Here is a 26,231-nt window from a genome sequence, read left to right on the forward strand (position 1 = left end):
GGGCCGGGAATGACCGGCGGGAAATCGTGCATGGCCTGTCCAACTTAGGCAACGGCACCGACACTCTTCCACCGGTTTTCGGCCGCGTCCGGGGGGTCGAACACGGTCCGAGCGCAGTGTCGGAATCCGTGTCTAGGATCGAACCCATGACCTCTCCGCAGCCCGAGGACGCCGGCCAGCAGCAAGGCATTGCCGGCCAGACCGACGACGGTCGGGTGTTCGTCGTCACCCCCGACTCGATGGCGGTCGAGGGGCCGCCGGCCGAGGTGGAGACGGCCGAGGACGACGCGCAGCGGTCGATCACCGACATGGTCGAGCGACCGGACAAGGTGATGCGGATCGGCAACATGATCCGGCAGCTGCTGGAGGAGGTGAAGGCGGCGCCGCTCGACGACGCCAGCCGGCAGCGGCTGCGCGCGATCCACGCCGCGTCGATCGCCGAGCTGAAGGAGGGGTTGGCACCCGAGCTGGTCGAGGAGCTGGAGCGGATCGCGCTGCCGTTCAGCGAGGACGCCACGCCGAGCGACGCAGAGCTGCGGATCGCCCAGGCGCAGCTGGTCGGATGGCTGGAAGGGTTGTTCCACGGCATCCAGACCGCCCTGTTCGCCCAGCAGATGGCCGCCCGGGCCCAGCTCGAGCAGATGCGCCGGGCGCTGCCCGCCGGCCGTCCGGGCGGTGAGCCCGGCGAGGGCACCGAGCAGCGGAGCGGGGGGATGTATCTCTAACCCTGCACCGTTGCTCAAGATCTCCGGGACTTCCCTGCCCTGACACGGAACCCGATCGACATCATCGGCGTCCCATCCCTGGCCAATCACCAGACGACCAGATGGAGAAGCCGAATGACCTCCCGACCCCTGAGCATTCTCGACGTCCGCAGCGCCGGGCCCGCCGGCCGCGCGCTGTGTGTCGAAGAGACGGCGGTGTTCCAGCACCCGCTGCTGGAGGACCCGCCCGCCTCGGCGGCCAGCGCCGAGGATCGCCGCCGCTACGCGATCCTGCAGCGGCGGGCCGAGCAGACCTGCCTCGCCTGTCCGTTGCTCGCCGGCTGCCTGTACGACGCCGTGGTCCGGCACGACGTGGCCGGCTATGTCGGCGGCACCACTGCGCGCGAACGGGCCCGGATCCGGACGCTGCTCGGGATCACCGTGGAGCCGGAGAATCTGGACACGCTGGCCGGGGTGATCGGCGGCAATCGGCCGGTCGACCACGACGAGGTCGTCCGGCTCAGGGCCGCGCACCCCGACGAGAGTCTGGAGCGGCTCGCCCACCGCCTCGGTTGTTCGTTGTCGACGGTCAAGCGTCACCTGCGGCGCGACCGCAACGGCGGACGTACGCGCGAGCAGGAGCCGCGATCCCGGCCCTCCGTGCGCGCCGTGCTGGCCACCGCCAGGACCGTGCTCGACCCCGCGCGCGGCAGCCGGCGAGCAGCCTGAGAGCAGTCAGCAGATTCCTCAGAAAGGCGATATCTTCCGTGGTGGACGCCCACTCAGGAGCCCTGAGGCCCTGGGTGGGTGCTCCCAGACTCTTCGCTCCGGCACTCCGGTGCCGATCGAGTTTCGCCCGCCGCGGACGGGTCGGGCTCAGCCGAACCAGCGGCGCAGCTCGGCCACCGGTCCACCGTCGGCGAACCGGTCTGTGCTGAGGTCGGCAACCGCGTGCACCTCGGGCGGCGCATCGCCGATCGCCACGCCGCGGCCGGCCCAGGTCAGCATCTCGATGTCGTTACGACCGTCGCCGAAGGCGAGCACCCGGTCGGCGCTCACCCCGAGCAGGTCGGCGGCCTCGGCGACGCCGGTCGCCTTGTTGACCCCGTACGGTGCGATGTCCAGCCAGGCGCTCCACCCGACGAAGTACGTCACGCCGTGCAGACCGAGATGCTCGGCCAGACGGATGAAGTCGGCGTCGGAGGAGTTCGGGTCGCGCAGGATCACGCGGGTCACCGGTCGTGAGCCCAGCTGCTCCGGCGCCTCGACGATCATCTCCCCGGTCAGATCTCCGCTGGGAAAGTCCCCGGACACCCGGTAGCCGCGACCTATCTCCTCCACCGCGATCAACGTTCCCGGCGCGAAGGCGACCACCCGCTCGATCACGTGCCGGGGGTCGAAGGTGACCGCCTTAACGATCTCCTGCGGCGGATACCGAACCACCACGGCGCCGTTGGACGACACCGCCGGGCCCGGCGGCAGCCCCAGCTCCTCGAACACCGGCTGGGTGCCGTGCCAGGCCCGGCCGGTCGCCAGCACGACCGGTACGCCGGCGGCCAGCACCAGACCGACCGCCTCGTGCACGGCCGGCGGCATGGACCCGTCGTGGTCGACCAGCGTGCCGTCGATGTCGAGGGCGACCAGACTGGGTCGCCAGTCCGGGGTCGGCAGGGGTGCGCTCACGGCTTCGGCGTGAGTTCCGTACGCCCGCCGAGATACGGCTGCAGGGCCGCCGGCACCCGCACGCTGCCGTCGGCCTGCTGGTGGTTCTCCAGCAGCATCACGATCATCCGGGTCAGCGCACAGAGGGTGCCGTTGAGGGTCGCGACCGGGCCGGTGCCGTCGGGGAACCGGGCCCGGATGTTCAGCCGCCGGGCCTGGAACTCGGTGCAGTTCGAGGTCGAGGTGATCTCCCGGTAGCGCTGCTGGGTGGGCACCCAGGCACAGCAATCGTACTTGCGGGCGGCGCTCAGCCCGAGGTCCGCACTGGCCAGCTCCTGCACCTGATAGGGGATCTCGAGGGAGTCGATGAACTGCTTCTCCCAACCGAGCAGCCGCTGGTGCTCCGCGTGCGCGTCCGCAGGATCGCAGAAGACGAACATCTCGACCTTGTCGAACCAGTGCACCCGGAAGATGCCCCGGGTGTCCTTGCCGTGTGAGCCGGCCTCGCGCCGATAGCACGGGCTGTAGCCGACGTAGCGCAGCGGCAGGGCGTCCGCATCCAGGATCTCGTCGGAGTGGTATGCCGCCAGCGGAACCTCCGACGTACCCACCAGGTAGAGGTCGTCGGCCTCGAGCCGGTAGACGTCCGAAGCCGCCTGGCCGAGGAATCCGGTGCCCTCCATCGCCCTCGGTTTGACCAGGGCCGGCGGGATCACTGGCGTGAAGCCGTTCTCGGTCGCCAGGTTCATCGCCAGATTGACCAGGGCGAGCTCGAGCTGCGCGCCGACGCCGGTCAGGTAGTAGAACCGGCTGCCGCTGACCTTCGCTCCCCGCTCGATGTCGATCGCGCCGAGCAGCTGGCCCAGCTCGACGTGGTCGCGCGGGGTGAACCCTTCGGCCGCGAAGTCGCGAGGGGTGCGCCTGGTCTCCAGCACCACGAAGTCGTCCTCGCCCCCGGTCGGCACCCCGTCGCCGAGCAGGTTCGCGACCTCCTTCAGCTGCTCGTCGAAGGCGGCATCCACCTCGTTCCTGGACGCGTCGGCCTTCTTCACCAGGTCGGCCAGCTCCTTGGTGCGCGACAGCAACGCCGCCCGCTCCTCCGGAGACGCCTTGGCCACCTGCCGGCCCAGGTCCTTCTGAGCCGCCCGGAGCTCCTCGAACCGGGCGATCGCGTCGCGGCGAGTCTGGTCGGCAAGGAGAAGGTCGTCGACCAGCGACTCCGAGGCGCCCCGGGCGCGCTGGGATGCGCGGACGCGGTCGGGGTCGCTGCGCAGGACCTTGACGTCGATCACGGCCGCAAGCCTAACCGGCACGCGGTGAGGTCTCCGACCGGTTTCCCGGCCGCTCGCCGCGCGAGCGAGACCGGGACGTCTCGTACGGCCTTGCTCATGACGCTGCCCAGGTCGCCGGCCCGGAGCGGACACGGACCGCCGACGCGGACCGCCGGGCACGCTCCGTCGCCCCGCCGTACCGCCGTACGCCCCGGAATCCCGCCGCGGCCGGAAATGGGCACCAGAGCGCCGCTCACGGCCCCGAAAGTCCGCCACGGCCGGAAAGTGCGGCATCAGACCGGCGCTCTCGCCGCCAAAACCCCGCCGCGGCGGGAGAATCGGGCAGCAGAGCGCTCCTCACGGCCCCAAAATCCCGCCACGGATGGAAATGCGGCAGCAGGTCACCGGGGCTCGACGCCACGCCAGCCCGGGCGACGCCGTACGGTCACCGGAGTCCGATTGGACGGGAGCTCACCAGGCGGGTGACAGGATGGGGTCTCCACGTCCAGCACGTACGTCCGAGAGCAGGAATGGTTCGCAAGCCACCGTCACGATCCTCTGTGGTGATCGCCGTTGCTCTGCTGGTCGGCTTCGTCGGCTGGACCCTGCTGGTCGCGTACTGGCCGCCGATCCAGGCGCTGGACCAGCGATTGGTGGCCAAACCGCTGACCCACGGCTCGGTAGTGGCCCAGATCGCGTCGGCGTTCGCGCTGCTCACCTGGCCGGGGTTGGAGTACCTGACGCTGCTGGCCATCTCGATCTGGGCCTTCCGTCGCCGGCTCCGCCAGCTCGCCGTCTCGCTGGTGCTGATCGTGCTGCTGGCCTGGGGCGGCGGGTTTCTGCTGCGGCTGGCATTCGCGCGGCCGCGGCCGGAGAACGCGCTGGACCTGATCACCTCGCTGGGGTACGCGTACCCGTCCGGTCACCTGGTCAGCGCGGTCGCGTTCTGCATCGGGATCGGGGCGACCCTCAACGTGACCCGGCAGACCGTGCGGGCCCGGTCGATCTGGCTGGCCAGCAGCTTCGCCATCGTCACTGCGGTCGCGGTGGATCGCTGGATCCTCGGCGCCCACTGGGTGAGCGACATCGTCGGCGGCATCCTGTACGGCTCGCTGGCGGCCTGCACCGCGCTGCTGATCGCCGGCATCGCGGTTCCGGTGCCGCACGAACTGGTCACCGAGCTGCTGACCACGCCGGAACCGACCCGCAAGCGGTGCGCGGTGATCTACAACCCGGCCAAGGTGACGGACTGGGTGACATTCCGCCGGCACGTGGACTACGAGCTGTCCAGCCGCGGCTGGGAACGGGCGCTCTGGCTGGAGACCACGATCGACGACCCGGGCCGGGCGATGGCCGACCGGGCGGTCAGCGAGCGGGTCGATCTGGTGCTCGGCGCCGGTGGGGACGGCACGGTCCGGGTGATCTGCGACCGGCTGGCCGGCAGCGGGATCCCGTTCGGCCTGATCCCGGCCGGCACCGGAAACCTGCTGGCCAAGAACATCGGCATTCCGCTCGACGAGGCCGCCGCCCTGGACGTCGCGTTCGACGGCGTCGACAAGCCGATCGACCTGGTCCGGATCAGCGTCGACGACGGACCGCCCGAGCACTTCGCGGTGATGGCCGGGATCGGCATCGACGCGGTGATCATGGAGGGCACCAACCCCGACCTGAAGCGTGCGGTCGGGCCGGCGGCGTACTTCGTCTCGGCCGCCAAGCACGCCAACCACCCGGCCCTGCACGCGACCATCCGGGTCGACCGCGAGCCGCCGCTGCGGCGGCGGGCCCACGTGCTGGTGATCGGGAACGTCGGCGTGGTCACCGGGAACATCGCGCTGATGCCGCAGGCGCGACCCGACGACGCGACCCTGGACGTGCTCGTCGCCTCGCCGCGCGGACCGCGGGACTGGGCCCGGCTGATCACCAAGGTGGTCGCCCGGCAGAACCGCGAGGACGACCAGCTCGACCGGCTGACCGGCGCCCGGGTCAGGATCAGCGTGGACCCGCCGGACAGCTACCAGCTGGACGGCGACACGATCGGCGTCTGCAGCTCGATGACCGCCGAGGTCGCGCCGGGTGCGCTGGTGCTGCGGGTGCCGCGGGCGATCCGCCGAGCCATCGAGCAGGGCGCCAGCACGCTGGAACTGGCCGAGATCGCCGAGCAGGAGGCCGCCACCGAGAGCCGATGAGGCGGCTCAACCGGTCCTGGCGAGCGTCTTGGCCGACTCCTGGAGGACGCTGAGTGTCTGGTCGCCGGCGTCGTTCGGCTTGAACGAGTAGAACGCGACCTGCTGGTCGTCCTTCGCGGTCAGCACGACGATTACCACGGCGTCGTACGTCGTCGGCAGCTTGGGCACCGAGACGTTCACCCGCGCACTGAGAACGGCGGTGTCGTCCTGCCCGGCGTACGGTTCGACGGTCAGCTTCGACACCCGAGCGTCGGCCGGGTACATCGCCTTCAGGCTGTGCTCGAAGATCGTGCGCGCGCTGCCCTGCGGGTCGCCGGGCCTTGCCAGCGCGGTCGGGATCAGGGCGAGACCGGTGTTCGCGACCCACGAGCTCGTCTCGGAGTAGGAGCGATGGACGACGTAGCTGCAGGGCAGCGCGTCGGAGAACGGATCCGCGGGCTCGGGCTTCGACGCGCACTGGTACGGCGCGTCGGCCAGGGTCACGGTGACGTTCTCGTACGACGCCTGCCGGGTGGTCGAGTCGTACTGCAGGCCGACCGGGGTCGGCGACGGCGGTGCGAGCGGCGGACCGGTCGGCAGGCTGTCCGGGTCGAGCCGGACGGCCGCGCCGACCACCACCACCCCGAGGACGGCCGCCGCCGCGATGATCGCCGCCGCCACCGTGCGCCGGACTCGCGGCTCGTCGGCAGACAGTTCCGGCGGAGTGGGTCCGGGCGGGGGCGGCGGCGCGGGCGGAGCAGAACGGGCCGGCGCACCGGTCGTCGGGGACGGGCTCGACATCTGCCTCCCCTCGCGGCTGCGGACCGGTGACGTCACCCGGGATGGAGCCCTCAGCGTACGTCGGGTCCGCTGCGCGGTGGTCAGGTGCGGGTGGCCGGCTCCCCGACGGCGACGGCGACCTCGCCGGCCGCCAGCCGGGCGGCGGCGCGGTCGCCTCGAGGTTGGACCGGCACGACCTCGGTCGCCTTGGCCAGGCCCATCGTCGGGGCGCCCGCGTAGATGCTCTCGGCGCGGGCCACCTGATAGGTCTCGTGCCAGATCCCGACCACTCCGGGACGCTTCCTGGCCCGTTGGTTGAACCGGGTCCAGGCCGGACGGTGCTGGGCGTCGCGGGCGCTCGCGTAGTCGTACAACTTCTCATGCGAGTTCCAGTACTGCACCACCAGCGGCCCGCCCGCGCCGAACGTCAGCCGGTAGCCGAGCAGGCCGGAGCCGGGGTCCCTGGACAGCTCGGCCAACATGCCGGGCATCGCCGCAAAGACCGGCCACCACTGGTCGACACGCCACCAGCGGTTGATGGTCATCCCGATCAGGAAGACGACGAGTTCGCCGTCGTAGCGGTGCGTCATCCTGCCGCGGTTGATGGTCATCGTTCCTCGCTTCAACTGGATACTGTCACTCTCTAATACTGGAGAGTAATGGTATCTAATAGGCAGCGCAAGTCACCGTCGAAGGGCAGGGAGGATGTCGGTGTGCGGATCTCGGAGCTGTCGCGGCGCAGCGGCGTGCCGCTGGCGACGATCAAGTTCTATCTGCGGGAGCGGCTGCTGCACGAGGGTCGGCTGACCTCGGCGACCCAGGCACGCTACGACGAGTCGCACCTGGCCCGACTGCGGCTGATCCAGGCGCTGACCGGACCGGCCGGGTTGTCGGTCGCCAAGACCCGCCGAGTGCTGACGCTGATCGACGAGCCGACGGCTCCGACGCTCGACCTGCTCGGCTCCGCGCACGAGGTCGTCTCGCACCCGCCGGCGGAGGAACCGCCGCTGGAGCAGGTCGACGCGGCGCTGCGGCGCCTCGGCTGGGAGGTCAGTGAGGAGAACCAGGCCCACCGGGCGGAGGTAGCGGCGGCCGTCGCTGCGATCGGAGTCGCCGACTTCGCGCTGCCCGAGCGTGCGTTCGAGGGCTATGCCACAGCGATGTTGGAGGTCGCCGCGATGGAGATCGCCGCGATGCCGACCGAATCGGCCGAGGCGGCGGTCCGCTACGTGGTGCTCGGCACCGTGCTGGTCGAGCCGCTCCTGCTGGCGCTGCGCCGGCTGGCCCAGCAGGAAGCGTCCAAGCGCCGGTTCGGTCCGCCGTCGGAGGCAGCCCGGACGCCGGGGCAGCACGTCCAGCCCTGACTTCGGATCCCCTGGATCACTTCGGATCCGTTGCAGGGGATCCGGCGACCCATAGAGGATCCGAGACGCTGGATGGGATCCGAGAATCCGATGGGGGCCCGGTCCACGCCTCCCGTCGACCCCCGGATCCTCCCGCAGACTTCGGATCCCCTGGATCGCTTCGGATCCGTTGCAGGGGATCCGGCGCGGCACAGGGGATCCGACGTTCATGCCGGGGGTTGCCGGGAGATGAGGGAGGATACGGCGGTGCGGTGGGATCGATGACCCGGATCACCGGGCACCGCGGGGCGCGCGGGTTGTGGCCGGAGAACTCGCTGACCGGGTTCCGCGAGGTGCTGGGACTGGACGTCGACGCGGTCGAGTTCGACGTCCATCTGACCGGGGCCGGCGAGCTGGTCGTGATCCACGACGCGGTGCTGGACCGGACGACCGACGCGTCCGGCTCTGTCGTGGACCTGACCCCGGCGACGCGGGCCGCCCTCCGGCTGCAGGGCTCGACCGAGCCGATCCCGACCCTGGACCAGGTGCTCGCGGTGCTGTCCGCCGGCGGAGGCGACCAACACCGACCCGACCTGCATGTCGAGCTCAAGCCGAGCGGGGGCGCGGGTCAGGTCGCGGCGATCGTGCAGCGGGTCGTCGCCGAGCTGCAGCGATTCGGTGTCAGATCGCGCTGCCACCTGTCGTCCTTCGACGTCTCGCTGCTGGCGGCGTGCCAACAGATCGCGCCGGACATCCCGCGATTGGTCTCGGTGAACCGGTCCTGGGCCGAGGCCCAGGGCGGCCTGGCCACGTTCGCGCAGGGAGTGCGGGGCCTGGCTCGGATCATCGCGGTCGAACGTCGGTTGCTGGCCGAGCAGTGGGACGCGATCGCCCGGATCGTGCCTGCGGAGCGGCTCTGCGTCTGGACCGTCAACGACCCCGCCGAGATCGCGCGCTGGCTCGACCGCGGGATCGGGCACCTGACCACCGACCGACCCGACCTGGCTCTGGCCGTACGGGACGGGTGAGGATGAGGCCGTGACCGATCTGTCCGCGTTCATCGCCGGGCTGCCGAAGGCTGAGTTGCACGTGCACCAGGTGGGCTCGGCCTCACCGAGGATCGTGGCCGACCTGGCCGCCCGGCACCCCGCCGCCGGGGTGCCGACCGATCCCGGCGAGCTGGCGGAGTTCTTCCGCTTCGCCGACTTCGCCGAGTTCATCAGGACCTATCTCCGCGTCGTCGACCTGGTCCGGACCGGCGAGGACGTCCGGCTGCTGACGTACGGGGTGGCGGAGGAGATGGCCGGCCAGAACATCCGGTACGCCGAGCTGACGGTCACGCCGTACATGTCGGTCGTCGGGGGCATTCCTGCGGAGGAGTTCTGTGCCGCGATCGAGGACGCCAGGATCGGCGCCGAGCGTGATCTCGGCGTGGTGCTGCGCTGGATCTTCGACATCCCGGCCGACTTCGGCGTGCCGGCCGGCGAGCTGACCGCCTCGGTCGCGCTGGACGTCGCTCCGGAGGGTCTGGTCGGCTTCGGCATCGGAGGCAACGAGGTCGGTTTCCCGCGCGCGATGTTCACCGACCAGTTCGACCGGGCCCGCGCCGCCGGGCTGCACAGCGTTCCGCACGCCGGCGAGACCACCGGTCCGGAGACGATCTGGGAGGCGGTGCGGGCGTTGAAGGCCGAGCGGATCGGACACGGGACGTCCTGTCCACGCGACCCGGAGCTGATGGACCATCTGCGGGAGCACGAGATCACCGTCGAGGTCTCCCCCACGTCGAACGTGTGCACCGGCGTCGTCGCCGACCTCGCGGCACACCCGGTCCGGGAGATGGTTGCCGCGGGCGTCCCGGTGACGATCAACACCGACGACCCGCCGATGTTCGGTACCACCCTCAACCGGGAGTACGCGATCGCCGCCGACCTGCTCGACCTGGACGAGGCCGGTCTGGCGGAGCTGTCCCGCCGGGCGGTCCGTGCCTCGTTCGCGCCCGACGACGTGAAGCGCCGGGTGCTCGGGGAGATCGACGCGTATGCCCTTCGACAGGCTCAGGGCACGTAACGAGCGCCCTGGGATCGGGGTGGCCCTTCGACAGGCTCAGGGCACATAGCGGGCGCGCAGTCAGCGCGCGTGGGGCGGGTGGTCGGTGGCCAGGGAGTCGGCGACGGGGCGCGACTCCTTGCGGAACGGGAACAGCTCGGGCCGGTCCGGCTTCTTCCACCACAGCACGATGGCGAGCAGCACCAGCATCTGGATGATCGGCGAGATGGTGTCTCGGATCCGGACCGACGTGAACTCCAGCGCGGCGCCGTAGTCGATGGCGCGCCCGGGGACGTACGCCAGGGACAGCGGCGCGATCCGCATCAGCATGATCTTGTCCAGCTTGGAGGCGGCGAGCACCGACAGCGGGATCCAGGCGATCAGGTCGTACCAGGACAGGGTGTACATCGACGTGACCAGCCAGGCCACCGACAGCACCAGCGACGTCCGGACGGCGATGGTCAGCGGGTCCAGCCGGAGGTCCGCGCCGTCAGGCAGTCCCGGAACCGCCGTCCACGGCACGATCTTGGACAGCATCCAGGCGATCACCACCAGGCCGACGTACGCGATCACGCCGACCACGATTTTCGCCGCCGTGCCGTCCATGAACACGTCGAGGAAGCGGAACACCGGGTTCGCCCACGACCCGACCGAGACGTACGAGCCGTTGCGCAGCACCTGGAAGAACGCCGTCGGCGCCCAGAGGACGTATGCCAGTCCCATCGGGATCGCCGTTCCCAGACACAGCAGCAGCGCCTTCTTCGGCTCGCGCCGGTAGGCCCACAGCATGGCCAGCCCCCAGATGCCGATGCTGAGCTTCGCGCAGCCCGCGAGCCCGATCCCGATCCCGGCCAGGAACGGGTTCTTGCGCATCATCAGCAGGCCGCAGACCGCGAACATCACCGACAGCGCCTCGTTGTGCGCGCCGGCGAGCACGGCCCAGATCAGGCACGGGTTCGCGATCGTCAGCAGCGTCGCCCTGGCCTGACGCGCCGGGTCGCCGTGGGTCAGCGCGACCGCTCCGGCGCAGGCGATGACGAACGGGATCAGCGCGAACATCTGCAACCAGAAGACGATGTCGTGCATGTTCTCCCCGCCGAGGGTGTTGGCGGCGAGCTGGGTCCAGGAGGTGATCGGGCCGTACACGCTGGGGGTGTCGGTCCAGGGGAACTCGACCCACTTCATCACCGGGTCGAACTGACCGCGGATCACCTCGGCCGGGGTGATCTCGTACGGGTCGCGGCCGAGCGCCTGCAACCGGCCGTAGGCGGCGTACATCAAGACGTCCGCCGAGGTCAGCGGCGGCACCAGGATGGTCGCCACGCTCAGCCCGCTGCCGAGGGAGAACAGCCGTTTCCAGCTGGGCAGCCAGCCGTCGGCGAGCGCGAACAGGCAGACCAGCAGCCCGAGCGCGCCGAGGATCACGGCGACCCAGATCATTGCGGTGACCAGCCACTCGTTGGGGTGCAGGACTCCGGCGGGCAGATACCAGGGCGGCAGGAAGGTCTTGCGTGGGCCGAGCGTCAGGGTCACCGCGGACGGGCCGAGGAACCCGGTCAGCACGGTCAGGAAGGTCGCGCCGACGATGCCGGCCAGCCCGACCCGGTGATGGCGGTACCACAGCGTGGGTGTGTAGGTCCGAGTCGACCTGCCCTTGGTGGTGGGCTTCGGCGACCGGCCGCTGACCGCCGTCACGCGTCCCGCCTCATCGGGAGATCCGTTTCAGCAGGCCGGAGACACCACCGGACTCCTTGAAGTCCGCGATCCGGCTGGCCACCAGGCCGCGCGCGGTGAGCGCCCGAGTGACGTCGCGCAGCTGCTTCGCTCGGTGCAGCTGGGCGCCGAGGTCGGTCCCGGTCGCCCGGTGCCGCAGGTCGATCTCGATCTCTTCCACCCGGAGCCCGGCCCGCAGCACGTCGATGGTCATCCCCACCTCGACCCCCCAGCCGGCGGCCAGCGGGCTGGCCAGCTCGAACGCCCGCCGGGTCAGACAGCGCTGACCCGAGAGTGGTGCCCGCGGGGTCCAGCCGGTGAGCTCGGCGATACCGCGGCTCGCGGTGCCGGTGACCAGGCCGAAGCCGCCCGGGTCGGCGCCGTCGTCGGTCTTCTGGGCGGGCAGTACGGCGATGGTCAGGTCCGCCGCACCGGCGACCACCGGCTCGATCAGCGGAGCGCAGTTGGCGGCCGACTCACCGAGGTCGGCGTCGAGCAGCAGCAGCACCCGGGCCTCGGGCAGGTTGTCCCGCTGCTCCAGCACGCCGAGCGCGTTCACCGCCGACTCGATCGCGGCCGCCTTGCCCCTGTTGCGCTTGTGGCTGACCACGATCGCTCCGGCGCCGTGAGCGTACCGGCCGGTCTCGTCGCTGCTCCCGTCGTCACAGACGAAGACGACATCGACGTAGGGCAGAGCGCGGGCCGCGGTCACGGTGGCGACGATCCGGTCCTGCTCGTCCTTCGCGGGAATGATGCACGCGACGGGGGGACCGGCTGAACTCACCGCCCAAGGCTAACGCCTGCCGGATGCGCGTCGAGCCGGTCGAACGGCGGCCCGAACCCGAGAATCCGCACCTCGTCGCGACCCGGGACCGCCGGTCACGCTCAGCCACGGCGGGCCGTCGACGACCAGGTGCGGATTCTCGGGGTCGATCGAGCCCGCTACGGTCGGTTCCATGGCGACCCACGGGATCGGCGTGCGCTCGGAGGTCGGCCGGCTGCGCACCGTCATGCTGCACCGGCCCGGGCCGGAACTCAGCCGGCTCACCCCCCGCAATAACGACGCGCTGCTGTTCGACGGGATTCCCTGGGTCGAGCGCGCCCAGGCCGAGCACGACGGGTTCGCCGGCGCGCTCCGCTCCCGCGGCGTCGAGGTGCTCTATCTCAGCGAGCTGCTGGCGCAGGCACTGGCGCTGCCGGACGCCCGCGCGCAGGTGATCGAGCAGACCGCATCCGATCTCCGGCTGGGTGACATCCTGCGCGGCTGGCTCACCGAGTGGCTCGGGGCCCTCGAGCCGGACCGGCTGGCCCGGGTGTTGATGGCGGGACTCCGCAACGACGAGGTGGAGGCCCCCGGGCTGGTCACCGCGCTGCTCGCTGCGCACGACTTCCTGATCGATCCGCTGCCCAACCTGCTGTTCACCCGCGACTCCAGCGTCTGGGTCGGCGACCGGGTGATGATCACCTCGCTGGCCATGCAGGCGCGCCGGCGGGAGACTCAGCTGACCGAGCTGATCTATCAGTTCCATCCCCGCTTCACCGGCGTCGAGCGGATCCACGGCTGGCAGCGCGAGCATCTCGAGGGCGGCGACGTGCTGGCGCTCTGCGACGGCGTGCTGGCGGTCGGGGTCGGGGAGCGGACCACACCGGCCGGTGCGGAGCGACTCGCGCACACGGTCTTCGGCCTCGGTCTGGCGCATACCGTACTCGCGGTGCCGATCGACCAGGACCGAGCCACGATGCACCTGGACACCATCTGCACCATGGTCGACGTCGACGCGATCCTGATGTATCCCAACGTCGCCCACCGGCTCAGTGCCTATCCGGTGCGGCCCGGGGCCAACGGCCGGCTGTGGATCGGGCCGCGGGAACACTTCCTGGACGTCGCCGCCGCGGCGATGGGGATCGAGCGGCTCCGGCTGATCGACACCGGCCTCGACCCGGTGACCGCCGAGCGCGAGCAGTGGGACGACGGCAACAACACCTTGTGCGTGGCACCCAAGGTCGCCATCGCGTACGAGCGGAACGAGGTCACCAACGCCCGGCTCGGCGAGGCCGGGATCGAAGTCGTCCCGATCGCCGGCTCCGAGCTCGGCTCCGGGCGTGGCGGCCCCAGGTGCATGTCCTGCCCGATCAGCCGGGATCCGCTCTGAGCGTCCGAGTCTCTCGCACTGCGCCCGGTCACGGGTCGCGCTAGGGGCGTGCAGGGTCAGGGGACGCCGGGCACCGCGGGGTCAGTCGACGAGGTCCAGCGCGTTCAGCACCTTGGCGGGGTCGTCGGTGGTGATGCCGTCGACGCCGAGTTCCAGGCAGAGCCGGATGTCCTCGTCGGTGTTGACGGTCCACGGGCGCACCTCATGCCCGCGGGCGTGGGCGCGCGCTACGTAGTCCGGGTCTTCGGCGAGCAGGCGCAGGTCGGGCCCGGCGACCCGGACCCCGTCCGGCAGGTGCCCGTCGGCCCACGGTCCGAGCTCGTACTGGATCAGGAAGGTCCGCTCCAGGTTCGGCAGCAGCAGCCCGAATGCCTCCATCGCGGGCTCGCTGAACGAGATCAGCCGGACGCCCGATCCGGGCTGATCCCAGCCGTACGCCGTCAGCTGCTGGGCCACCCGCCGCTCCACATCGAGCCCGCGCGGGTTGGGGTGCTTGGTCTCGATCACGAGGTCGACCTGCGCGCCGCGGCCGCGAGCGGCGGACACCATCGCGAGCAGATCGGCCAGGGTCACCATCGACTTCTGGTCACAGGTCGGGTCCGGAACCCGGCCGTGGGAGAAGTCGAGCCGGCGCAGCTCGGCGACGGTGAGGTCGTACGCCCGTCCGGTCGCGTCCGACGTCCGGTCCACGGTCAGGTCGTGCAGGCAGATCAGCTCGTCGTCGGCGCTGAAGTGCACGTCGCACTCGAGCCCGAGCGGCAGCTGGGCCGACTCGGCCCAGCGGATGGCCTCGACATACGCCGCTCGGGTCATCTCGGGCTGGCGCGCGGTGAAGCCGCGGTGCGCGAAGATCGGAATCATCGCGGACACCCTACGTGCGCGTCGAAACTCCCTTGCCGCGGGCCACCACCTTGCCGAGCAGCAGCATCGTCACCCCGCCGACCACGATCGCCGCCACCGACGAGCCCAGCCAGGTGGGTGCGGTGAAGCCGATCGCGGTGTCGACCGCGGTCCAGAAGTCGGCCCAGCCCGCGACGGTGCCCGGGTAGACCAGCTGGTAGGCGACGAACCCGGCAGCCCAGGCGATCACCGGCACCAGCCGGAACCGCGACGTCTCCGAGACGTCCCAGCGCTGCTTGCTGACCCAGAAGAAGTCCACCGCCGCGACCGCGAACAGCGGCACGAAGACCGAGCCGATCAGGAACAGGAACGCCTGGTACTTGCCGAAGTCGAGGAAGCCGGCGATCACGGTCGCGATCACGCCGATCGCCACCGCGACCACCCGGCGGTCCAGCCGGCCGAACAGGTTCTGGACCGACATCGTGGTCGAGTAGATGTTCGCGAACGCCTCGTCCACCTCGTCGACGAGCAGGATCGCCAACGCGATGCCGCCGGCCGGCAGCGCCACCAGCGCTCCGATCACGTCCGTCCCGCCCAGGTGCGCGACGGCGAAGACGCCGAGAATGTAGTACGCGATCGCGGCCGCGCCATAGCCCAGCGCGGCCCCGAGGAAGGCATCGCGCCGGGTCCGGGAGTGCCGCGAGTAGTCCGCGGCGAGCGGTGCGAACGAGACCACGCCGGCCACCGCCAGGTCCACCGCCGGCCAGAAGCCGAGCACGCCCTCGGTCGGGATCGGTTGGCGCGGCCGGAGCAGCACCTCGACGAACAAGAACACCGAGGCGGCCAGCACCAGCCAGACCATGATCTTGCGGAGCAGCCGGACGCTGCCGAGGGGCCGGACGGCCATCAGGGTGGCCACGGCACCGGCCAGGATGACGAACGGCCAGCGCCACTGGGCGCCGACCACGGCCACCGCGGCGGTGGAGATGACGATGATCTCCATCGTGGCCCAGCCGATGTTCTGGGCGATGTTGAGGATGGTCGGCGCGACCGACCCGCGCCGGCCGAGCAGACCGCGCAGCGACACCATCGCCGGCGCGCCGGTGGTCACCCCGAACATGGCGGACGCCCCGAGCAGCAGGGCGCCGAGGCCACATCCGACCACGATCGCGACGACGGCGAGCCCGACCGAGCCGGTGGTCGCCACGATCAGGGCGCCGGTCAGCGGGCCAAAGAGGCTGATTCCGAGGTTGCCCCACATCGCCAGCTGGTCGAGCAGACCGAGCGGGCGGGGCGGGTCGGTGGTCAGCGTCAGCGGCGCCTCGGGACGCTTGTGCTGGCCCACGACGGGCGCGGACGTACCGGTGCCGGTGGATGAATCGACGGACATGATCGCTCCCTACGCCGGCATTACCCGGTCAGGTTCGGTCGGTCGGCGGACCCGCCTGCACCTCGCCGAGGTGCCGCACTCCGCCCTCTCAGCCCACCACCTGGTGTGAGCTCCCGATATCGGACGCGGACCAAGCTACACCGCCGCCGCTCGCACCGGGTCGCGCGACCGGTCCGCGGGTTACGCTGATCCGGACCGCGGGGGGCCGATCGCCGATGAAAGGGTCGATCCGATGCCGCTCGCCCGACTGCTCGCTCGCTGCTCCCTCGCGCTCGCCGTCTCGGCCGGTCTGGTGGCATCCGCCGGCGTCCCGGCGGCCGCGTCCACGACCCTGCCGCGCACCTCGGCCACGTGGCGGGCGTGCGATCGGACCCTCGACTACGTGCGTACGTCCATCGCGGCCGGCCAGCGCACCGTCACGATCGTCAACCAGACCAGCAAGACCCACGCCCGGGTGTCCTTCTACGTCCGGATGGTCGGGCACTGCAAGCTGAAGCGGATGTTCCTCACCAAGACCGCACGGCTCGGCTACGGCGGCACGGTGGCCGGGACGCAGCGCAGGCAAGGCACGGGCACCACGCCACTGGGGACGTACACGATGACGGAGACGTTCGGCAACGGCGCGGCACCCAACACGTCGATGCCCTATCACCGGGTCGTCTCCGGGGACTACTGGGTGCAGGACCGCACGAGCGCGTACTACAACACGCTGCGGAACAAGGCGGCCGGTGGCTTCCGCTGGTCGCTGCCGTCGTCGAGCAAGGACTCGTCGGAGAAGCTGAGCTCGTACACGAAGCAGTACCGCTATGCCGTCGTGATCAACTTCAACCGGGCTCCGGACACCATGGTCGTCGGCCGCGGCAGCGGGATCTTCCTGCACGTCAAAGGATCCGGCGCGACCGGCGGCTGCGTCGGAGTGACGAAGGGGCAGATGAAGACGGTGATGGCCTACCTGCGTCCGGGCGATCGGATCACGATCGCCCGCTGATCGTCCGCGGGCTTCCGCGGCCTGCGCGCCGGCCCGACCCTGCCCCTCCCCCGCCGACCCTGCCCCTCCCCCGCGAAACTGTGCAGTACTGGCAGTTTGATCCGTTTCAACCCTGCCAGAGCTGCACAGTTTCGCGGGACGTGGAGGTGGTGGGGAGGGGTGCGCCGCGGGGCGGGCGGGCGGCAGCTGAGAGCGGCCGCGGAGGGCGGCGGCGGAGGCGCTACTTCAGCAGCTTGGACAGGCGCCGATCGGCGAGCTTCTTGCCGCCGGTCTGGCAGGTCGGGCAGTACTGCAGCGAGGAGTCGGCGAAGGAGACCTCTGCGATGGTGTCGCCGCAGACGTCACACGTCTCGCCCTTGCGACCGTGCACCCGCAGGCCCGACTTCTTCTCCGCCTTCAGGTCTTTCGCCGCGAGCCCCTCCGCCCGCGCGATCGCGCCGGTCAGCTCGGACTGCATCGCCGCATAGAGGGTGGACACCTCCTCGGTGGTGAGCCCGCTGGCCGGCTTGAACGGCGACAGCTTCGCGGCGTGCAGGATCTCGTCGGAATAGGCGTTGCCGATCCCGGCGATGGTCCGCTGGTCCTTGAGCACCCCCTTGAGCTGCGCCCGGCCGGCCTTGGCCAGGATCGCCGCGAACCGGGCCTGGTCGAAGTCGGCCGCCAGCGGATCGGGTCCGAGGGTGGCGACCATCGGGATCGCCTGCGGGTCATCGACCACGTACACGGCCAGCTTGCGCTGCGTACCGGCCTCGGTCAGCTCGAAGCCGGAGTCGTCGTCGAGCCGCACCCGCAGCGCGAGCGGCCCCTTGCCCGGCCGGGCCGGGGCGTCGGGGAGCTTGTCCCGCCAGCGCAGCCAGCCCGCTCGGGCCAGGTGGAACACCAGATGCAGGCCGCCCGCGGAGATGTCGATGAACTTGCCGCGTCGGGTGACGCTCTCGATCTCGAGACCGGCAAGCGCGGACAGCGGCGGGTCGTAGGTCTTCAGCGCGCTGAACGCCGCCAGCTCGACCCGGGCGAACACCCGGCCGACGCACTTCTCGGTGAGGAAGCGCGCCAGCGACTCGACCTCCGGCATCTCGGGCATGCACGCGATTATTGCGCGGCGCTCACACCCGGGCGCGGCGCACGTTGTCGCATTTCCGTCACTCGATCCCCCGATCCGCCCCGAAACGGCCTCCGGTGGCGTTCGAGCGCCCGAAATGCGTCACCACTCGGGCGGAGGCATCGCCAGCGCCTGCTCGAGCCGGCGGAGGTAGTCGGCGCGGGGCACCTCGATCGCCCCGAGCGACTCCAGGTGCGGGGTCTGCCACTGGACGTCGAGCAGCCGCCTGTGGCCACCCTCCGACAGCCGCTCGACCAGGACGATCAGGGCGACCTTGGACGCGTCCCGGCCGATGTCGGGGCGGTGGAACATCGACTCGCCCGCGAACAGCCCTGCGATGCCGACCCCGTACAGGCCGCCGGCCAGCTCGCCGTCGGCGGTCCACGCCTCCACCGAGTGCACGATGCCCGCCCGATGGAGCTCGCGATACACCCGGCGGATGTCGCCGTCGATCCAGCCGTGCGGCCGGGCCGGGTCGCCGCACGCCGCGAGCACCGCGTCGAACGCGGTGTCGATCCGGATCTCGAACCGCCGAGCCGACGTCCGCAGCGAGCGGGTGACCCGCAGCCGGTCCAGCGGCAGGATGCCCCGCTCCATCGGCGAGTACCAGCCCATGGCCCCACCGGTCGGCATCGGGAACACGCCGTGCCGGTATGCGGTCAGCACCAGGTCGGCGTCGAACGCCTGCGACATCGCGATCAGATCCGAGGCGCGCCATCGACGCGGCGACCCGAACGGCCCGCCGTCGACCGTCGGACGCCCCTCCATGCCTCTCATTGTGACGACCGCCGTCCTCGCGGTCAGGGGTGGATCGGGGGAACTCCGGTCGGTAGGACCCTGAGTGACAACTACCCTGGTATCCAGTCAGATCGGCCACCGCCTCGCCCGAGCGCGGGCCCGTTGTCGAGTTTGGAGCCCAGATGCCCGCAGCTGAGAGCGTCGGCCGGATGATCGGTCGCGGTCTGGGCCCCGTGGTCCGATCCACCCCGCAGGCTGCCGGTGGTGTGCTCCGCCGGTTGCTCGAGGTCGCGATCGACGGCTCCGGCCGGCTGCCGAGCGCGAAGACCTCCGCCGCCAAGCAGCTGGAGCGCCACACCGGATCGGTCGACGACGCCATCCAGGGCATCATCGATCTGCACGTCCGGCTGGCCTCCGCCCAGGGATTCGCGACGAATCTGGGCGGGATCGCCGCGCTGCCGATCATGCTGCCCGCCAACCTGACCGGCGTCGCCGTGCTGCAGACCCGGATGGTGGCGGCCATTGCGCACCTGCGCGGCTACGACCTGAACGACAACCGGGTCCGGACCGCTCTCATCATGTGCCTGCTCGGCGGCGAGCAGATGGCCCGGCGGATCGTCGACGGCACCCTGCCGACGTCACCGCTCGCCGTGGCGACCGCGCCGATGTTCGATCCGCGGCTCGACGCCGAGGTCGCACAGCTCGTCCTGCACGACCTGACCGCGCGGGTCGGCGGCAAGAACGTCGCGCTCGCGATCATCCGCCGGGTGCCACTGCTGGGCGGCGGCGTCGGCGCGGCGATGGACGGCATCGCCACCCACCAGATCGGGGCGTACGCGAAGAGCGAGCTGGTCACCCGCCGGTTCGGCCTGACCTATCGCTGATCACTGCTGGGGGGATACTGCGCCGGCGGCGCCGGATACTGCTGCGGCGGGGTCGGGGCGCTCGGCGTGCCGGGCGGGGTCGGGTAGCCGCCGGGCGCGCCCTGCGACGGGTACGCACCCGGACCCTGGGGCGGGTACTGGTTGCCGCCCGGCTGAGCCGGATAGCCGACGGGTCCGTTCTGCGCCGGATAGCCCGCCGGGGCACCGGACCCGGGGTACGCGGCCGCGTACGGCTGCCCGGGCACCGGCTTCGGGGTCTTCTTGCCGAGCACGAAGCCGAGGATGCCGGCCACCAGCAGCAACCCGCCGACCACCAGCGTGACGATCCCGGCGGTCGTCAGCGTTCCGGCCACGCCGCTGAGCGCGTTGACCGGCGCATCGGTGATCGCGGCCACGCTCGGGTCGTCGGCCTTGTAGAAGATCGACACCGTGTCGCCGACCTTGGGCGGGGTGGACAGGGTGGAGACGGCCGTCGCGGTATGGGACGTGCCGTCCTCCGCGGTGAACGTCACGGTGTACGTCGAGTTCTCCTCGCTCACCACCGTCGCGTCGACGGGACCCTTCAGCCCCTGTTTCGCGATCTCCTGCTGGACGCTGTCCTGACCCTTCTCGGCGGCCGCGGCTCCCAGCAGCAGGCCTCCCCCGGTGAGCAGCAGCAGGATGCCGAAGACCAGTCCCAAAACCCGCAGGACCTTCATGAGTAGCTCCTTCGTCGTCCGGGTGCGTTCGCGATGGCACCGACTGCTGATGAGCGGTTCGCGTCCATTTTCGTACGCCCCGGGGCCGCCCGCACGAGATTTGCCCGTCTTCACCCTCGGCTCGGGTCGCGCTACCCCTTGATCATCCGGGGGTAATCCGAGAATGCTGACGCCATGGCGAACACGAAGTCGAAGCAGTCGGCCGGCCGGGGCGCATCCAGCACGCACGCCGGGTCGACTCACCATGCGGCGCCGGCCCACCACACCCGCGCCGTGCCGATCGGCGACTACGGGTTCCTCAGCGACGGCGAGGTCAGCGCGCTGGTCTCCCCCGGCGGTTCGGTGGACTGGATGTGCGTTCCCCGATTCGACTCCCCGAGCGTGTTCGGCCGGCTGCTCGGCCGACACGCGGGCGCGTTCCGGGTCGGGCCGGTCGACATCGCCGTCCCCGCCGACGTCCGCTACCTGCCCGGCACCATGATCTTGGAGACCAGCTGGGGCACCCCGAGCGGCTGGATCATCGTCCGCGACGCGCTGCTGATCGGACCGTGGCACCACGACGCGGACCGCTCGCGGACGTACCGGCGGACGCCGAACGACTACGAGGCAGAACACATCCTGCTCCGCACGATCCGCTGCGCGTCCGGCGAGGTGCAGACGATCATGGACTGCGAGCCGGTGCTGGAGTACGGCCGCAAGCATGTCCTGTGGGAGTACACCGGCGACAGTTACTACCAGGCGATCTGCTCCGGCGACGGCACCGACCTCCGGCTGACCCTGACCAGTGATCTCCGGCTCGGCTTCGAGGGCGGGCAGGCCAGCGCTCGGACCCTGCTCAAAGAGGGCGACGTCCGCTTCGTGGCGCTGTCCTGGGGCGGCGCGCCGCCGCCCCAGGACTATTCCGACGCGTACCGTCGGCAGGTCTGGACCGCCCACCACTGGCAGCACTGGCTGGCCCGCGGGCAGTTCCCGGACCATCCGTGGCGCAACTACCTGCAGCGCAGCGCGCTGACCCTGAAGGGTCTGACCTACGCTCCGAGCGGCGCGGTGACCGCCGCCGGCACGACCTCGCTGCCGGAGACACCCGGCGGTGGCCGCAACTACGACTACCGGTTCAGCTGGATCCGGGACGCGACGTTCGCGCTCTGGGCGCAGTACTCGCTCGGCTTCGACTGGGAGGCGGTGGACTTCTTCTCCTTCATCGCCGATCTGGTGGCCGGCGAGGACGACATCCAGATCATGTACGGCATCGGCGGCGAGAAGGAGCTCACCGAGGTCGAACTCGATCACCTGCCGGGGTATGCCAACTCGCGACCGGTGCGGATCGGCAACGCCGCGTACGCCCAGAAGCAGCACGACGTCTGGGGCGCCCTGCTGGACTCGGTCTATCTGCACTTCAAGTCCGCCAACCACCTGGACAACCGGATCTGGCCGATCCTGGACCGGCAGGTCGCGGAGGCGCTGAAGTACTGGCGCGAGCCGGACGCCGGGATCTGGGAGGTGCGCGGCGAGCACAAGCACTTCACCTCGTCCAAGATCATGTGCTGGGTCGCGGTGGACCGCGGCGCCAAGATCGCCAGGATGACCGGCGAGGACGGCAAAGCGGCCGAGTGGGAGCTCGCCGCACAGGAAATCAAGGACGACATCTTGGCCAACGGGCTGGACGAGCGCGGCGTGTTCACCCAGTACTACGGCTCGAAGGCGTTGGACGCGTCGCTGTTGATGGCCCCCCTGGTTCGCTTCCTACCGGCCGACGACGAGCGGATCCGCAAGACGGTGCTCGCCATCGCCGACGAGCTGACCGTGCACGACCTGGTGCTGCGCTACAAGGTGGACGAGACCGACGACGGCTTCGAGGGCGAGGAGGGCAGCTTCACCATCTGTTCGTTCTGGCTGGTGTCCGCCCTGTGCGAGATCGGCGAGTACCACCGGGCCCGCAGGCTCTGCGCGAAGCTGCTGTCCTTCGCCGGACCGCTGCAGCTGTACGCCGAGGAGATCGATCCGCACACGGGACAGCACCTCGGCAACTTCCCGCAGGCATTCACCCACCTCGCGTTGATCAACGCGGTGCTGCACGTGATCAAGCTCGAGGCTCAGCAGCACGGTGGCGACCCCGACGCCTGGGCCGGCTCGATCGACGGTCACGGCGACACCGACGAGTCCGGCGCCCCGATCTGAGCGCGGCCAACGTGCTCTGAGCCTGTCGCAGGCGCGTCTGCTCTGCTGAGGGCAGATCTGCCGGCGGACGTACGCCCTGGGCCGGGCGGCCCGCAACGTCCAGGCTGAACGCATGACACCACGCGAGATGATCATGCGAGACGAGGGACCCACCGTCGGTCCGCTCGACGAACAGCTGGCCGCCCGGCTGCTGCACCAGCGAATCGTCATCCTCGGCACCGAGGTGGACGACGCGGTGGCGAACCGGATCTGCGCCCAGCTGCTGCTGCTGTCGGCCGAGGACAGCCGGCGCGACATCAGCCTGTACATCAACTCCCCCGGCGGCTCGGTCTCGGCCGGGCTGGCGATCATGGACACGATGCGGCTGATCCCCAACGACGTCAGCACGTTGGCGATGGGGCTGGCCGCCAGCATGGGCCAGTTCCTCCTGTCGGCGGGCACGAAGGGCAAGCGGTACGCCCTCCCGCACTCCCGGATCCTGATGCACCAAGGCTCTGCCGGCATCGGCGGGACGGCGGTCGACATCGAGATCCAGGCCGAGAACCTGGAGCACACCCGCGACGTCGTGCTCGGGTTGATCGCGGAGCACACCGGCCAGCCGCGCGAGCGGATCGAGGCCGACTCGCTGCGCGACCGTTGGTACACCGCCGACGAGGCCCTAGCGTACGGCTTCGTCGATCACGTCGTCGCCACCCTCGACGACATCCGCCCGGCCGCGCAGGCCACGATCGGGCTCGGCGCCCGGGTCTGGAACTGATCATGAGCTCCTACACCATTCCCAGCGTGGTCGAGAAGCGACCGACCGGCGAGCGGGCGCTGGACATCTACAGCCGGTTGCTGTCGGACCGGATCGTCTATCTCGGCACCGAGATCGACGACGGCGTGGCGAACGTGATCGTCGCCCAGCTGCTGCACCTGGAGTCCGCCAACAGCGACCTGCCGATCGATCTCTACCTGAACTCCCCGGGCGGTTCGATGACCGCGATGCTGGCGATCTACGACACGATGCAGTTCATCCGGGCCGAGGTGACCACCACCTGCGTCGGTCAGGCGGCGTCGGCGGCCGCCGTGCTGCTGGCGGCGGGCGAGCCGGGCAAGCGGTTCATCCTGCCGCATGGCCGGGTGCTGCTGCACCAGCCGTCGGCCCAGGGTCAGGGCACCCTGCCGGACCTGGTGCTGCACGCCCGGGAGGTGGTCCGGATCCGGGCCCAGCTGGAGGAGGTGCTGAGCCGGCACACCGGGCAGACCCAGCAGCAGCTCCGGGCCGACACCGACCGGGACAAGATCTTCACCGCGGAGGAGGCGCGGGCGTACGGGCTGGTGGACGAGATCATCGCCAGCCGCAAGCTGCTCGCCGCCTGACCACGGCGTCGCCCCGGGGCGGCCGATGCTCAATCGCGCCAGGGAAAGCGGAGGTTGCCCGCGGGCTGGTGCCGGGCGGCCAGCTGGGGGAAGTGCGCGCGGCGCTCCCGGCGGTTCCGGCCGACGTCGGGCCCGGCCGGCTCTCCGTCCGGGAAGTCGGCCGAGGGCCGGTCCGGGAACGCGTCCTAGATCTCGGTCCCGGTGCGTTCGGCATAGACGGCGGAGCTCGGTCCGCAACAGCTCGGTCTGCTCCTCGAGGTCACCGGCCCGGGCCGCGGTCGCGTCGACGAGCTGCCAGAACCGGTCGGAGTCCATGCTCGTGACCTCCGTCATGGGTCGGGCTCGCGGGATCAGGCGGCGAGCGCCACCGGGCCGGTCGGGCGGCCGGCAGAGATCCGCTGGGAGTGGAGGTCGCGGGCGACGCCGACGGTCAGGTCCAGCAGGGTCAGGTCCAGCGCGCGGGCGACGGCGGCGAGCACCTCCGAGGATGGCTCCTTGCGACCCCGCTCCAGCTCGGAGAGGTATTGCACCGAGATGCCGGCCCGGGCCGCGACGGCCGCGAGCGTCTCGGCCCGGCGGGCCCGCTCCTCCCGCAGCTGCGATCCGACCAGGGTGCGCCACAGCTGCTCGCGCGGCGGACGCCGCGTCGACGGCCGGGCCGGCCCGGTCGGCGCGCTGCGCTCGGCCTGGCGCTCGTCGCGGCTGCGCCGAGGGAACGGGATCACATCGCCCATGCGCCAACCGTAGGCTCGGCGGCCCACTCGCGCCTCCGAATTCTGCTGTCAGCAGACGGGGCCCGGCCTCGCCGCCGACCCTTCCCCCGCCTCTCGCCCCCGGCGATCCTCAGGAAGCTGTGCAGATCCGGCGGGTTTGAAACGTCACAAACTGCCAGAGCCGCACAGTTTCCGAGGAGGGGGTGGGGGTCGCGGGGGGCGGGGAGCGGGTCAGGTGACGGGGCGGTTGCGGTAGCGGGTGACCAGCTCGCGGGCGGCGACCTGCATCCGCACCGGGGGAAGGCCGGCGGCGATCTGGCGGAGATCGTCGACCACCAGCTCGCCGATCCGGGTGAAGGCGGCCGGAATGCCACCGGCCCGGTGACCGGAGAACACCAGGTTGTCGAGGTCGCGGAAGGGCGAGTCCGGCGGCATCGGCTCACTGGGCCAGACGTCGACGGCGGCGAGGAACCGGCCCGCGGCGAGCCGCGAGAGCAGCGCGTCGAAGTCCACCACTGCCGCCCGGCTGACCAGCACGAGCCTCGAGCCCGGACGCAGCAGGTCCAGTTCCGCGGCGCCCAGCAGGTGCTCGCTCTCCGCCGTCACGGTCGCCAGCACGAAGACGAACGTGCTGGCCGCGAGCACCTCGGCCAGCGTCCCCGGCTCCAGCCCCTGCTCGCGCAGCACGCTGTCGGGGAGCCACGGGTCGAACACCCGGATGGTCGGCGCGAACGCCTGCAACAGCGGCAGCAGGGCACGGCCCAGATTGCCGAAGCCGATCAGGCCGATGTCGGCGCCGCGGAGCAGGATCGCGTCCGCGTTGCCGTCGGCGACGTATCGCTCGGAACCGGTCCGGAACGCGCGGTCCTCGCGGCTGATCCCGCGGGCGAGGTCGATCGCGAGGCCGAGGGAGTGCTCGGCGACCGCCTGGGCGTACGCGGGCCCGCAGCCGAGGACGTACACCCCGAGCTCGGCGCAGGTCGCGTAGTCGACGTTGGGGAAGAAGTTGCCCTCCACGTTGCAGATCGCGCGCAGCCTCGCCGCCCGGAGCAACCGCTCCCGCGGCAGGTCCGGCTGGCCGATGATCGCGACCGCCTCGGGCAGGACGTCGTCGAACCGATCCGGGTCCGCGACGTCCTCCAGGTCCACGACGCGGAACGACTCGCGCAGCGCGGCGAGACTCGCCGGCCCGAAGATCCGCGCCGTCCGCTGCGGCGCCGGCTGGAGGATCACCACGGGTCGCGTCTCGCTCATGTCGCCACTCTGGCCCATCGCTCCCGGCTCGGATCGACCGGCCGAAACGAGACGTTCGCCACATTCGCCGTCCGGTAGAGCCGTTGGTCCCTTGCGCCAGATCCGGGCCCGACTTAAGTTAGGCGAGGCTCACCTGTCTGAGGTAAGCCTGAGAACCGACCGCAGACGGGCACGACGCATGATCGCGAACTTCCTGATCGGCCTGCGCGAAGGCCTCGAGGCCGCGCTGGTGGTCAGCATCCTCATC

The 26,231-nt window shown here is 70.9% G+C and carries 25 protein-coding genes; 12 read left to right on the forward strand and 13 right to left on the reverse strand.

Going from position 1 to position 26,231, the window contains the following annotated elements; translation table 11 throughout:
* Positions 1-146 precede the first annotated feature (146 nt).
* On the forward strand, positions 147-725 hold the full coding sequence (locus ABD747_RS21740) for a bacterial proteasome activator family protein (protein ID WP_344808577.1): 579 nt from the start codon (positions 147-149) through the stop codon (positions 723-725).
* Between the two features lie 114 nt (positions 726-839).
* Entirely contained in the window at positions 840-1,433 is a 594-nt protein-coding gene (locus tag ABD747_RS21745) for a WhiB family transcriptional regulator (RefSeq protein WP_344808579.1), read from the forward strand.
* A 147-nt stretch (positions 1,434-1,580) separates the two neighbouring features.
* Here the strand turns inward: ABD747_RS21745 and ABD747_RS21750 are convergent, their stop codons facing one another.
* Both ABD747_RS21750 and serS read right to left on the reverse strand, forming a co-directional pair.
* Entirely contained in the window at positions 1,581-2,387 is an 807-nt protein-coding gene (locus tag ABD747_RS21750; protein ID WP_344808581.1) for an HAD family hydrolase, read from the reverse strand.
* Entirely contained in the window at positions 2,384-3,658 is a 1,275-nt protein-coding gene (serS, locus tag ABD747_RS21755; protein WP_344808583.1) for a serine--tRNA ligase, read from the reverse strand. Before serS ends, ABD747_RS21750 begins: the two co-directional genes overlap by 4 nt.
* 542 nt (positions 3,659-4,200) lie before the next feature.
* On the opposite strand from serS, the gene ABD747_RS21760 reads away from it, so the two are divergent.
* Positions 4,201-5,823 carry a bifunctional phosphatase PAP2/diacylglycerol kinase family protein gene (locus ABD747_RS21760; RefSeq protein ID WP_344808585.1) on the forward strand — a complete coding sequence of 541 codons (1,623 nt, stop codon included), beginning with the start codon at positions 4,201-4,203 and terminating at the stop codon, positions 5,821-5,823.
* A 6-nt stretch (positions 5,824-5,829) separates the two neighbouring features.
* On the opposite strand, the gene ABD747_RS21765 is transcribed toward ABD747_RS21760, so the two are convergent.
* The gene (locus ABD747_RS21765; protein WP_344808587.1) at positions 5,830-6,603 is read right to left on the reverse strand and encodes a hypothetical protein; all 774 of its coding nucleotides are present in this window, start codon (positions 6,601-6,603) and stop codon (positions 5,830-5,832) included.
* A gap of 80 nt (positions 6,604-6,683) precedes the next feature.
* Positions 6,684-7,193 carry a DUF4188 domain-containing protein gene (locus tag ABD747_RS21770; RefSeq protein WP_344808589.1) on the reverse strand — a complete coding sequence of 170 codons (510 nt, stop codon included), beginning with the start codon at positions 7,191-7,193 and terminating at the stop codon, positions 6,684-6,686.
* Positions 7,194-7,295: 102 nt separating this feature from the next.
* Here ABD747_RS21770 and ABD747_RS21775 point away from each other — a divergent pair, with 102 nt between their 5' ends.
* The 3 genes from ABD747_RS21775 to ABD747_RS21785 all read left to right on the forward strand — a co-directional run bounded on the left by ABD747_RS21775 (position 7,296) and on the right by ABD747_RS21785 (position 9,992).
* Complete coding sequence (locus tag ABD747_RS21775; RefSeq protein WP_344808591.1) at positions 7,296-7,946, forward strand: MerR family transcriptional regulator; 651 nt, start codon at positions 7,296-7,298, stop codon at positions 7,944-7,946.
* 260 nt (positions 7,947-8,206) lie between these two features.
* Positions 8,207-8,953: a glycerophosphodiester phosphodiesterase family protein gene (locus tag ABD747_RS21780; RefSeq protein ID WP_344808625.1), complete on the forward strand. Its 747-nt coding sequence runs from the start codon at positions 8,207-8,209 to the stop codon at positions 8,951-8,953.
* A 10-nt stretch (positions 8,954-8,963) separates the two neighbouring features.
* The gene (locus ABD747_RS21785) at positions 8,964-9,992 is read left to right on the forward strand and encodes an adenosine deaminase (RefSeq protein WP_344808593.1); all 1,029 of its coding nucleotides are present in this window, start codon (positions 8,964-8,966) and stop codon (positions 9,990-9,992) included.
* Between the two features lie 60 nt (positions 9,993-10,052).
* Here the strand turns inward: ABD747_RS21785 and mptB are convergent, their stop codons facing one another.
* Both mptB and ABD747_RS21795 read right to left on the reverse strand, forming a co-directional pair.
* A complete protein-coding gene (mptB, locus tag ABD747_RS21790) occupies positions 10,053-11,666 on the reverse strand; it encodes a polyprenol phosphomannose-dependent alpha 1,6 mannosyltransferase MptB (RefSeq protein WP_344808595.1) in 1,614 nt (537 codons plus the stop codon).
* 10 nt (positions 11,667-11,676) lie between these two features.
* Positions 11,677-12,468 (reverse strand): glycosyltransferase family 2 protein, encoded by a 792-nt coding sequence (locus ABD747_RS21795; protein ID WP_344808597.1) that lies wholly within the window; start codon positions 12,466-12,468, stop codon positions 11,677-11,679.
* A gap of 172 nt (positions 12,469-12,640) precedes the next feature.
* On the opposite strand from ABD747_RS21795, the gene ABD747_RS21800 reads away from it, so the two are divergent.
* Positions 12,641-13,837 carry an arginine deiminase gene (locus ABD747_RS21800; RefSeq protein WP_344808599.1) on the forward strand — a complete coding sequence of 399 codons (1,197 nt, stop codon included), beginning with the start codon at positions 12,641-12,643 and terminating at the stop codon, positions 13,835-13,837.
* Positions 13,838-13,918: 81 nt separating this feature from the next.
* Here the strand turns inward: ABD747_RS21800 and ABD747_RS21805 are convergent, their stop codons facing one another.
* On the reverse strand, positions 13,919-14,698 hold the full coding sequence (locus ABD747_RS21805; RefSeq protein ID WP_344808601.1) for a glycerophosphodiester phosphodiesterase: 780 nt from the start codon (positions 14,696-14,698) through the stop codon (positions 13,919-13,921).
* A gap of 10 nt (positions 14,699-14,708) precedes the next feature.
* Complete coding sequence (locus ABD747_RS21810; RefSeq protein ID WP_344808603.1) at positions 14,709-16,067, reverse strand: purine-cytosine permease family protein; 1,359 nt, start codon at positions 16,065-16,067, stop codon at positions 14,709-14,711.
* 232 nt (positions 16,068-16,299) lie between these two features.
* Between ABD747_RS21810 and ABD747_RS21815 the strand changes: the two genes are divergently transcribed.
* Complete coding sequence (locus ABD747_RS21815) at positions 16,300-17,055, forward strand: L,D-transpeptidase family protein (protein ID WP_344808605.1); 756 nt, start codon at positions 16,300-16,302, stop codon at positions 17,053-17,055.
* 220 nt (positions 17,056-17,275) lie between these two features.
* Here ABD747_RS21815 and ABD747_RS21820 read toward each other — a convergent pair whose 3' ends face one another.
* Entirely contained in the window at positions 17,276-18,139 is an 864-nt protein-coding gene (locus ABD747_RS21820) for an Fpg/Nei family DNA glycosylase (protein WP_344808607.1), read from the reverse strand.
* 120 nt (positions 18,140-18,259) lie between these two features.
* Positions 18,260-18,925 carry a leucyl/phenylalanyl-tRNA--protein transferase gene (gene aat / locus ABD747_RS21825; protein WP_344808609.1) on the reverse strand — a complete coding sequence of 222 codons (666 nt, stop codon included), beginning with the start codon at positions 18,923-18,925 and terminating at the stop codon, positions 18,260-18,262.
* 152 nt (positions 18,926-19,077) lie between these two features.
* Between aat and ABD747_RS21830 the strand changes: the two genes are divergently transcribed.
* Positions 19,078-19,779, forward strand: coding sequence for a hypothetical protein (locus ABD747_RS21830; protein ID WP_344808611.1), 702 nt, complete (start codon positions 19,078-19,080; stop codon positions 19,777-19,779).
* Here the strand turns inward: ABD747_RS21830 and ABD747_RS21835 are convergent.
* Positions 19,770-20,477, reverse strand: a complete 708-nt coding sequence (locus ABD747_RS21835; protein WP_344808613.1) for a DUF3592 domain-containing protein — start codon at positions 20,475-20,477, stop codon at positions 19,770-19,772. The two genes, ABD747_RS21830 and ABD747_RS21835, sit on opposite strands and share 10 nt — an antisense overlap.
* 174 nt (positions 20,478-20,651) lie before the next feature.
* On the opposite strand from ABD747_RS21835, the gene ABD747_RS21840 reads away from it, so the two are divergent.
* The 3 genes from ABD747_RS21840 to ABD747_RS21850 all read left to right on the forward strand — a co-directional run bounded on the left by ABD747_RS21840 (position 20,652) and on the right by ABD747_RS21850 (position 24,017).
* Positions 20,652-22,655, forward strand: a complete 2,004-nt coding sequence (locus ABD747_RS21840) for a glycoside hydrolase family 15 protein (RefSeq protein WP_344808615.1) — start codon at positions 20,652-20,654, stop codon at positions 22,653-22,655.
* Positions 22,656-22,767: 112 nt separating this feature from the next.
* Positions 22,768-23,412 carry a ClpP family protease gene (locus ABD747_RS21845; protein ID WP_344808617.1) on the forward strand — a complete coding sequence of 215 codons (645 nt, stop codon included), beginning with the start codon at positions 22,768-22,770 and terminating at the stop codon, positions 23,410-23,412.
* Between the two features lie 2 nt (positions 23,413-23,414).
* The gene (locus ABD747_RS21850) at positions 23,415-24,017 is read left to right on the forward strand and encodes a ClpP family protease (protein ID WP_344808619.1); all 603 of its coding nucleotides are present in this window, start codon (positions 23,415-23,417) and stop codon (positions 24,015-24,017) included.
* A gap of 350 nt (positions 24,018-24,367) precedes the next feature.
* Here the strand turns inward: ABD747_RS21850 and ABD747_RS21855 are convergent, their stop codons facing one another.
* Positions 24,368-24,751, reverse strand: a complete 384-nt coding sequence (locus ABD747_RS21855; RefSeq protein WP_344808621.1) for a helix-turn-helix domain-containing protein — start codon at positions 24,749-24,751, stop codon at positions 24,368-24,370.
* Positions 24,752-24,961: 210 nt separating this feature from the next.
* Positions 24,962-25,984 carry an NAD(P)-dependent oxidoreductase gene (locus ABD747_RS21860; protein WP_344808623.1) on the reverse strand — a complete coding sequence of 341 codons (1,023 nt, stop codon included), beginning with the start codon at positions 25,982-25,984 and terminating at the stop codon, positions 24,962-24,964.
* Between the last annotated feature and the right edge of the window lie 247 nt (positions 25,985-26,231).

Source organism: Microlunatus ginsengisoli (genome assembly GCF_039537205.1).
In the GTDB taxonomy this organism is placed as follows: Bacteria; Actinomycetota; Actinomycetes; order Propionibacteriales; family Propionibacteriaceae; genus Microlunatus; species Microlunatus ginsengisoli.

Bases quoted from the DNA above. Each gene is read 5' to 3' on its own strand.
- ABD747_RS21830 (WP_344808611.1), top strand. From the start codon at position 19,078: ATGCCCGCAGCTGAGAGCGTCGGCCGGATGATCGGTCGCGGTCTGGGC.
- ABD747_RS21770 (WP_344808589.1), bottom strand. From the start codon at position 7,193: ATGACCATCAACCGCGGCAGGATGACGCACCGCTACGACGGCGAACTC.
- ABD747_RS21765 (WP_344808587.1), bottom strand. From the start codon at position 6,603: ATGTCGAGCCCGTCCCCGACGACCGGTGCGCCGGCCCGTTCTGCTCCG.
- ABD747_RS21820 (WP_344808607.1), bottom strand. From the start codon at position 18,139: ATGCCCGAGATGCCGGAGGTCGAGTCGCTGGCGCGCTTCCTCACCGAG.
- ABD747_RS21815 (WP_344808605.1), top strand. From the start codon at position 16,300: ATGCCGCTCGCCCGACTGCTCGCTCGCTGCTCCCTCGCGCTCGCCGTC.
- ABD747_RS21845 (WP_344808617.1), top strand. From the start codon at position 22,768: ATGACACCACGCGAGATGATCATGCGAGACGAGGGACCCACCGTCGGT.
- aat (WP_344808609.1), bottom strand. From the start codon at position 18,925: ATGGAGGGGCGTCCGACGGTCGACGGCGGGCCGTTCGGGTCGCCGCGT.
- ABD747_RS21805 (WP_344808601.1), bottom strand. From the start codon at position 14,698: ATGATTCCGATCTTCGCGCACCGCGGCTTCACCGCGCGCCAGCCCGAG.
- ABD747_RS21800 (WP_344808599.1), top strand. From the start codon at position 12,641: ATGGCGACCCACGGGATCGGCGTGCGCTCGGAGGTCGGCCGGCTGCGC.
- ABD747_RS21780 (WP_344808625.1), top strand. From the start codon at position 8,207: ATGACCCGGATCACCGGGCACCGCGGGGCGCGCGGGTTGTGGCCGGAG.
- ABD747_RS21855 (WP_344808621.1), bottom strand. From the start codon at position 24,751: ATGGGCGATGTGATCCCGTTCCCTCGGCGCAGCCGCGACGAGCGCCAG.
- ABD747_RS21840 (WP_344808615.1), top strand. From the start codon at position 20,652: ATGGCGAACACGAAGTCGAAGCAGTCGGCCGGCCGGGGCGCATCCAGC.
- ABD747_RS21860 (WP_344808623.1), bottom strand. From the start codon at position 25,984: ATGAGCGAGACGCGACCCGTGGTGATCCTCCAGCCGGCGCCGCAGCGG.
- ABD747_RS21810 (WP_344808603.1), bottom strand. From the start codon at position 16,067: ATGTCCGTCGATTCATCCACCGGCACCGGTACGTCCGCGCCCGTCGTG.
- ABD747_RS21745 (WP_344808579.1), top strand. From the start codon at position 840: ATGACCTCCCGACCCCTGAGCATTCTCGACGTCCGCAGCGCCGGGCCC.
- ABD747_RS21850 (WP_344808619.1), top strand. From the start codon at position 23,415: ATGAGCTCCTACACCATTCCCAGCGTGGTCGAGAAGCGACCGACCGGC.
- ABD747_RS21835 (WP_344808613.1), bottom strand. From the start codon at position 20,477: ATGAAGGTCCTGCGGGTTTTGGGACTGGTCTTCGGCATCCTGCTGCTG.
- ABD747_RS21740 (WP_344808577.1), top strand. From the start codon at position 147: ATGACCTCTCCGCAGCCCGAGGACGCCGGCCAGCAGCAAGGCATTGCC.